Source organism: Legionella septentrionalis, assembly GCF_003989745.1.
GTDB lineage: Bacteria > Pseudomonadota > Gammaproteobacteria > Legionellales > Legionellaceae > Legionella_A > Legionella_A septentrionalis.
This window is the reverse complement of record NZ_RZGS01000056.1, coordinates 1-7,972: the sequence shown is the minus strand read 5'-3', so window position 1 is coordinate 7,972 and position 7,972 is coordinate 1. Positions and strand designations below refer to the sequence as shown.

The following is a 7,972-nucleotide window of genomic DNA, read 5'->3' as shown; positions in this document are numbered from 1 at the left end:
TTTGGATTCTGATTTGTCAGTACAATTAGCAAGTCTTCACGAGAATTTTTGCTCCCTGCTAAATAAAGAGATTGACCAAAAACGTGAACTTTCATACCAAATACTTGTTGCTGATAGGGGGGCAGATGATTAAATAATTGGGCTGAGGTCTTAAATTTCTTTCTTCCAATACAAATGTCTATATTCCCTTTAATCCGTAAATAAAAGGGGATATTCTCTGCTACAAGCCAAGCGATAAGTGCTTTGTTAGGAAATTCTCGGTCACCGAGTATGCCTTGTATCGATTCTTTACCAAACGTATTAATAAATCGAGATAACAATTCGATTTGTTCTTTAGCTGTTGTACTTCCTGCTTTGTTAAGCAAGCGCCAAAATATAGGAATGGCAATCCCTTCATAACAAATCGACAACATAAATACGTTGATTTTTGCCTTCCCCCAATACCAATTTGTCCTGTCAATAGCTATATAAACTTTCTGGTGTGAAGTAAAAAATAACGAATAAATCCAACGAGCAATCCAGATAAAATCTAATTCAAACTTTGAAAAAAAACGATAGATTCTTTTGTAGCGTGATTCAATGCTTGCTTTATTAACATCCATTGCAACAGCTATTTCGCTTAAATTGATACTTCTCACCATAAATAGCGCTAACAACATTTGTGCAAAACAGTCTATTCGAGACTTGTGCCAATTTAATTGCTGACTTAAAATGCCTCTCAACTCGCTGATATATTTCATATTTACATCCTTTTTTAAGACAAAATGATTATATGAAATACATTTAAAATCAGCGAGTTATTTCGACCCCATACCATTTATAATCGGTTTTTGTCCGGCACAAAGGTGGGGCTTTCGTTTGACAGTCTTGTTCATTGGCCAGTATCTAAGCTGGTATCTATTACAACGAGCATTAGAATTGCAACGTTCTATTCCGATCATTCATTTCTCCGTGCACGCAGGAAAAATCAGCGTGATTTTGATAAGCCTTTATATAAAGAACGCCATTTAATCGAATGTTTCTTTAACAAAATAAAGCATGTTAGAAGAATATTTGCCAGATTTGCTAAAAAAGCATCTTCTTTTGCTGGTTTCTTTTTTTATACTTATTTTATACATGAGACAAAGTGCGCAGCACCTAGAGCGAGTTCCCAGTCTGGTCCTGGCTCTATGGGGTGATTTTTTGCTTGTGAATGCTTGTAGGCAAACAAAATGACACCTGCCGCTGTTGCCCCAGCCCTTAATAAAAGATTATCCAGTTGTAGCGAATTTATGCTATTTTACGCATCCTTAGAAAATCAAGTATAAACGCTTGGGAGTATCAATTTTTTTAAATTATTTCAATAAACTTGCGGCTTGATTAAGCTTTGAATTCAAGGCATTGACAAATGAAATCCGCTTCGGTGTAATGTGTTCTAATTTCATTAACTATGACATACCCTTGAGCACGTATCATTTACCCCCACAAGAGCATAGCCGGGTTCAGGCTTATGTAATTTTTTTTCTGGCAGCTTCGTTTTATTTGTATGAATTTATTTTGCAGGTAGCTCCCAGTGTCATGGCTGATCCCATGATGAAAACTTTCCGGGTCAGTGCGGAAGGCTTTGGTGTGATTTCAGCGTTTTATTTCTATGCTTATGCGCCGATGCAATTGCCGGCAGGCGTGTTATTTGATCGCTATGGGCCGCGCAAGCTCATGACGGGTGCCCTGTTACTTTGTGCCGCAGGTTCATTCTTTTTTGCATCGACCGACAGTGTCGTTACTGCGTCATTGGGACGATTTTTAATCGGTATTGGTTCTGCTTTTTCCTTTATTGGCGTATTGGTTTTATTATCCCGCTGGTTCCCGCCGCAACACTTTGCCATTTTGGCAGGTATAGCTCAATTGATGAGTTCTGTGGGTGCAATGTTTGGCGAGATGCCGCTTGCATCGCTTATCGAGCATGTGGGTTGGCGGCAAGCGAGTTTTATTCTGGCAGGCGTTGGCGTTTTGTTGGCTATGCTGCTTTGGGCGGTAATTCGTGATTATCCGCATCAACCGACACAAGCATTGCCTACGCAACGTTTCCGCGATGAATGGCGCCGTTTGCTGGAGGTTTGCAAGCATTCATATACCTGGTTAACCGGGGCATATGCGTTTGCCATCTGGACTCCCATTGCCGTCTTTGCAGCCTTGTGGGGCGTTCCTTATCTTGAAGAAAAATACCAGGTTAGCGTAGTCGTTGCTTCCGGGTTGTGCAGTATGATTTGGCTGGGAATTGGTGTCGGCAGTCCGTTGTTAGGCTGGGTTAGCGATCGGTTTTATAATAGACGCCTGGCCTTGGCAATCAGCTCCGTTTTAGGATTGGCTGCCACCTTGATTTTGCTGTATGTGCCGGGTGTGCCGATGCAGTGGATGTATGCGGTGCTTTTTGTTTTAGGCCTTGGTGCGGGTGGGCAAACCGTAAGCTTTGCCGTCGTGAAAGACAATAACCCAGCGCATTTGGTGGGGACTGCTTCGGGCTTTAATAATTTATCCGTGCTGATTGGCGGCGCTGTATTCCAGCCTTTGGTGGGCGTGATACTACATCGCAGCGAAGGGTGGCAGCTTGTCAACGGCATCCATGTATATGCTCTTGGCAGCTATCAAAAAGCTTTATTCATCATGCCTCTTTGCTATTTAATCAGTTTGCTCGTTGCTGTTCTTTTTTTGAAAGAATCTCATCCAGGCAGGAAATAAGCCTATTAAAAAATCAACTGGAAAGGATGCATGCTGGTTTTTAAAATTTTCTTTGCGATGCTTATTCTTTTGGTAAGCATCGCGTCGGCTGCAAAAAGCGATTTCTCAAAAAGCTTATATTGCAATGATTATGCAGACAGCATCCAAAAATATGCTTGCCTCACTGAACATGCGGTGCAGGGGATAAAATGGGTTTATGAATCTTCAGGCATCAAGCTTACCGATGATGAAACCAGGATTCTGCAAGCCATTGAAGCAATGAATTTAATACAAAATATTGCCAGCGCAGGTCGGTATGCTTACCTCAAACATACACAAAGGGAATTTAAATCTCCCTTGATGCATGAGCAGAATGTGTGTTTGCAAAACAGTTTTGGCATTTGCGGCAACCATCAATACCTTTTTGTAGAAATATTAAAACATTTAGGCTTAAGCGTGCGCCCGGTGGATTTTTATTATTCATTCAATCATGAAAATCACAATCATGCGGCCGCCGAAATCTATGTCAATGATCACTGGGCTTTTTTCGATATAACCTGGGGAGGTTTCTGGGTACAACATGATTTGTTTACCCCGTTAAGCCTGGAAGCCATATTAAAAAGAAAAGGGACATTAATTGCAGGAAGCAACAGTTGGTATATTGCCAAGAATCATTTAAATCGGGTTAAACACTATCCCGATGTTTTTTCTTATCTGCACGGTAAAGATTTACAAATTTTAAGAAATAAATCAGGGATATTGCGAATCCGCTTTAAAAACGGGGAAGCTGATTTTAACCACTTGCCTAACTACTTCGGTAAATCAGAAAATGGGCGCTCTCTTAAAATAAAATTTCAAAATCCTGCGGCTCTTCAGGCTTTACTGCACATCGAAAATATAGGGGGCTATTGCGAGCATTCCTATATTAAGGCTGGAAGCCAGCGCTTTACCATAGTTAAAGGTAGCAGTCGCCTCGTTATTCCACCCAATGGGTTGCTGGAGATAGAAGGAAAAGATCCCATCTGTTATCTCGTTATAAAAAATTTAAAGGAAATTGCCTGGAGTTAGCCATGCTTGCCGTTAGAGCATGCATGGCTTTTACACGTGAATTCTAGTAAATTAAGCAGTTTTAAGATTTGAACTGTTAAAGAGGACTATTAGGGCCATGCTGAATACGTTGATTAAGAAAATGTTTGGTAGCCGCAATGAGCGGACGTTGCGGCGCATGGAAAAAACGGTGCTGGCCATTAATGCTTTTGAAGAACAGATGCAAGCTTTAACGAATGAACAATTAGCTGCTAAAACTGCCGAATTTAAATCGCGCCTGGCAGAAGGTGAAACGTTGGATGAATTGCTGGCCGAAGCTTTTGCTGTGGTACGGGAAGCGGCGGTTCGTACTTTGGGTTTGCGCCATTTTGATGTGCAGTTAATTGGCGGCATCGTGTTGCATGAGGGCAATATTGCCGAGATGCGCACCGGTGAAGGTAAAACATTAGTGGCCACTCTGCCTGCCTATTTGAATGCTCTGAGCGGGCGCGGGGTACATGTGGTTACCGTGAACGATTACCTGGCCAAACGCGATAGCCAATGGATGAAGCCCGTTTATGAGTTTTTAGGCTTAAATGTAGGTGTTATTTATCCAGACATGCCTCATGAAGAAAAGCAAGCTGCTTATCGTGCCGATATTTTATACGGTACAAATAATGAATTTGGTTTTGACTATCTACGCGATAATATGGCATTTAGCCTTGAAGATAAGGTCCAGCGCGAGCTAAATTTTGCCATCGTGGATGAAGTGGACTCCATTCTCATCGACGAAGCACGAACTCCTTTAATCATTTCCGGCGCCTCCGAGGGCAGTTCAGAATTGTACATTAAAGTCAATCAGCTCATCCCCAATTTAAAAATGCAGCAGGAAGAAGGGGATAGCGGGGATTATACGATTGATGAAAAACAAAAACAGGCTCATTTGACGGAGGCGGGGCATCAGCACATCGAAGAGCTTTTGGTAAAAGCAAATCTACTGGACCCTGGTGAAAGTCTTTATCATGCCAGTAATATCATGTTGATGCATCATGTGAGTGCCGCATTAAAAGCACATGCGTTGTTTCATCGCGATGTGGATTACATTGTACAAAACGATCAGGTGGTTATTGTTGATGAGCACACAGGAAGAACCATGCCTGGCAGGCGCTGGTCTGAAGGCTTGCATCAAGCAGTCGAAGCCAAAGAGCATGTTTCCATTCAAAATGAAAATCAGACGCTGGCTTCTATTACCTTTCAGAATTTTTTCCGTTTATACAATAAATTATCCGGGATGACGGGTACGGCTGATACAGAAGCTTATGAGTTTCAGCAAATTTATAATTTGGAAGTTGTGGTTATTCCTACGAATAAACCCATGCGCCGCGTCGATCAGCCTGATTTGGTTTATTTAACTCAAGAGGATAAATATCAAGCTATCATTCAAGACATACGCGAATGTGTAGAGCGTAAACAACCCGTGTTGGTGGGCACTGCATCCATTGAAGCATCTGAGCTGCTGAGCGGCTTGTTGAAAAAAGCGGGTTTAAAGCATCAGGTTTTAAACGCAAAGTTCCATGAAAAAGAAGCTCATATTATTGCTGAAGCCGGGCGGCCGGGCGCTGTTACCATTGCCACCAACATGGCAGGCCGTGGGACTGATATTGTTTTGGGTGGGAGTCTGGCCACGGAGCTTGCTGAACTATCTGCTGATGCAAATGAGGAAGCCCGTGAGGCGGTCCGTGAAGATTGGCAGAAACGCCATGAAATGGTACTTGCTGCCGGTGGCTTGCGCATCATCGGCTCTGAACGCCATGAATCGCGGCGTATAGACAACCAATTACGCGGTCGAGCCGGCCGGCAAGGCGATCCGGGTGGCAGCCGCTTTTATTTGTCGCTTGAAGATCATCTCATGCGGATTTTTGCTTCCGAGCGTGTCGCCAATATGATGCGGCGTTTGGGAATGAAACCAGGCGAACCCATTGAACATAATTTGGTAACGCGGGCTATTGAAAATGCACAACGCAAGCTGGAAGGATATCACTTTGATGTAAGAAAACAGTTGTTGGATTATGACAACGTCGCTAATGATCAGCGTAAAGTGATCTATACGCAGCGCGCGGAAATCATGGCGATGCCTGACCCACTAGAAGCTGTGCATTCCATCCGCATCGATGTTTTAAGCAGTTTGGTGGATAGTTATATTCCCCCGCAAAGTTTGGAAGATCAGTGGGAAGTAAAAACCTTGGAGCAAGTGCTTGCTGATGATTTCAAACTGAAAGCACCAATCCGTCAATGGATTAATGAGGATCACTCCATTCAACCTGAACAGATAAAAGAAAAAATTATCGAATTGAGCGAAAAACAATATCAAGAAAAAGAAGATAGAATTGGGCGTGAAGTGCTTGCCCAGTTTGAAAAGTCGGTCATTTTACAGACTTTGGATAATCATTGGCGCGAACATCTGGCTGCCATGGATTATCTGCGCCAGGGAATTCATTTGCGTGGTTATGCCCAAAAAGATCCGAAACAAGAATATAAACGCGAGGCATTCACTTTATTTTCTACCATGCTGGACAATATGAAATACGATATTATCCGCCTGCTGTCTTCTGTAGAGATACAAACGGAAGAGGATGTGGAAGCAGTTGAGGAGCAACGCCGCGCTGAACAAATTCATAAAATGCAATTTATTCACGAAACGGAAGAGCAAGAAGCTGAAGAAAATGCAGTGACCACATTCAAGCGCAGCGGTAAAAAAGTGGGTCGCAATGACCCTTGTCCTTGCGGTTCTGGTAAAAAATATAAAAGCTGCCATGGAAGCATTGCATGAAAGTAGCCGTGGCGGTTATTACGGATGCAAGGCAGCGTATTTTAATCACGCAGCGTTCGCAGAAAACCACGCACGCCGGTTATTGGGAATTTCCTGGAGGCAAGCTTGAAGCCGGCGAGGAAGCGACTCTTGCTTTAATTCGAGAGATCGAAGAAGAAGTAGGGCTTGAAGTACTGCACTACACTTTTCTGGGCGAGGTTAATCATACCTATAGCCAGCACCGTGTATCTTTATTAATTTACCATGTGGATAAGTTTTCAGGAGAAGCTTATCCACGGGAAGGGCAAATGGATTTGCGTTGGGTAGATGCTAATAGCTTGCAGCAGTTTGCCTTCCCTGCGGCCAATCTTGAAATAATTAAGCTTTTAAAAAAACAACATATCATTTACAGGTAGGGCTGTGATTCGTCGTTACCTCAATTCTTGAACACCTTGCGCGTACACATAGACTTACTTTATTGACCCGGTTTGAGCATTTAAGTTTTAACTGTGTGCTTCCAGTTTTAGGTTCAAAAAGCGAAGAATAGGTATTAAAAGTCAACGTTTCTCATAATGAATTTTCAAGAGAATTCATGCATTAAGACATTTTAATGGGAGGGGTTCGACTCGATTAAATTGCTGCAAATCCTGAAGAAGGCTGCATGCTCATTGAGCGCCTGTTACCAGGAACATGATGGGTTGATGAAAGGGAGTTTGAAATAGGTGCGTTTTAAGAAATTGACTTGACTGTATTTAATGGTGAACGAGTCTTAAGCTGGTGTATTATTCGAGCCATTTTATGTGTTTGTTGGTATGTTGAGGACACTATGCTTGAAAAAGCGCGTCAGCTCACGGTTTATGCCGAACGTTAATAACTGATGATTTAACTCAAGTGACTTATAAGGGATAAGATGAAGTTAACCTATGAATCTGAGCCAAGACAAGAAGATATTGATATTTTAAGTCAAGGTATTTCTGAGTATGCTTATTTAAAGAAAAGGCAACAACCTATAGAGTCCTTTGCTTTTTTTTTTCCGTGATGCAGATGAACTTATTATTGGTGGCTGTAATGGCAGTATGTATTATGGCTGTCTCTATATTGATCAATTATGGGTGGATGAGCGTTACAGAAAACAAGGAATTGGAAAGCAATTGATTGAAGCGAGTGAGTGTTTGGGAAAACAAAAAAAATGTCGTTTTTCTACCATTAACACCATGGATTGGGAAGCTTTAGGTTTTTATCAGAAATTAGGGTATGAAGTTGAGTTTCAACGTGATGGGTATGAACATCATTCAACTTTATATTTTTTAATTAAGAAATTTAGGCAACGTCCCTAAAGTTTTTTAGACAAGATTTCATCTTAAATTGAGCACAAATTTTTCTATTTCACTTCGATCTACCCCCTCTCCCGCGATAGGAGCTTTGATAGTATGATGATGC

Annotated in this window: 7 protein-coding genes; 6 read left to right on the top strand and 1 reads right to left on the bottom strand. The window is 42.0% G+C overall.

Going from position 1 to position 7,972, the window contains the following annotated elements:
• The coding region (locus ELY11_RS11815) for a transposase (RefSeq protein ID WP_127033748.1) at positions 1–740 on the bottom strand (740 nt) is incomplete at its 3' end.
• A gap of 640 nt (positions 741–1,380) precedes the next feature.
• Here ELY11_RS11815 and ELY11_RS11805 point away from each other — a divergent pair.
• The 6 genes from ELY11_RS11805 to ELY11_RS11780 all read left to right on the top strand — a co-directional run bounded on the left by ELY11_RS11805 (position 1,381) and on the right by ELY11_RS11780 (position 7,869).
• Entirely contained in the window at positions 1,381–2,718 is a 1,338-nt protein-coding gene (locus ELY11_RS11805) for an MFS transporter (RefSeq protein ID WP_233579860.1), read from the top strand.
• A 30-nt stretch (positions 2,719–2,748) separates the two neighbouring features.
• Positions 2,749–3,765, top strand: coding sequence for a transglutaminase domain-containing protein (locus ELY11_RS11800; protein ID WP_126954604.1), 1,017 nt, complete (start codon positions 2,749–2,751; stop codon positions 3,763–3,765).
• Between the two features lie 97 nt (positions 3,766–3,862).
• Positions 3,863–6,553: a preprotein translocase subunit SecA gene (gene secA / locus ELY11_RS11795; RefSeq protein ID WP_126954605.1), complete on the top strand. Its 2,691-nt coding sequence runs from the start codon at positions 3,863–3,865 to the stop codon at positions 6,551–6,553.
• On the top strand, positions 6,550–6,948 hold the full coding sequence (mutT, locus tag ELY11_RS11790; protein ID WP_126954606.1) for an 8-oxo-dGTP diphosphatase MutT: 399 nt from the start codon (positions 6,550–6,552) through the stop codon (positions 6,946–6,948). Before secA ends, mutT begins: the two co-directional genes overlap by 4 nt.
• Before the next feature lie 494 nt (positions 6,949–7,442).
• On the top strand, positions 7,443–7,571 hold the full coding sequence (locus ELY11_RS12690; RefSeq protein WP_256478843.1) for a hypothetical protein: 129 nt from the start codon (positions 7,443–7,445) through the stop codon (positions 7,569–7,571).
• Positions 7,552–7,869, top strand: coding sequence for a GNAT family N-acetyltransferase (locus ELY11_RS11780; protein WP_233579859.1), 318 nt, complete (start codon positions 7,552–7,554; stop codon positions 7,867–7,869). The genes ELY11_RS12690 and ELY11_RS11780 overlap by 20 nt, the downstream gene beginning before the upstream one ends.
• Positions 7,870–7,972: the final 103 nt, after the last annotated feature.

Excerpts from the sequence above, each read along its gene's own strand:
- ELY11_RS11800 (WP_126954604.1), top strand. The coding sequence starts at position 2,749 with ATGCTGGTTTTTAAAATTTTCTTTGCGATGCTTATTCTTTTGGTAAGC.
- secA (WP_126954605.1), top strand. The coding sequence starts at position 3,863 with ATGCTGAATACGTTGATTAAGAAAATGTTTGGTAGCCGCAATGAGCGG.
- mutT (WP_126954606.1), top strand. The coding sequence starts at position 6,550 with ATGAAAGTAGCCGTGGCGGTTATTACGGATGCAAGGCAGCGTATTTTA.
- ELY11_RS12690 (WP_256478843.1), top strand. The coding sequence starts at position 7,443 with ATGAAGTTAACCTATGAATCTGAGCCAAGACAAGAAGATATTGATATT.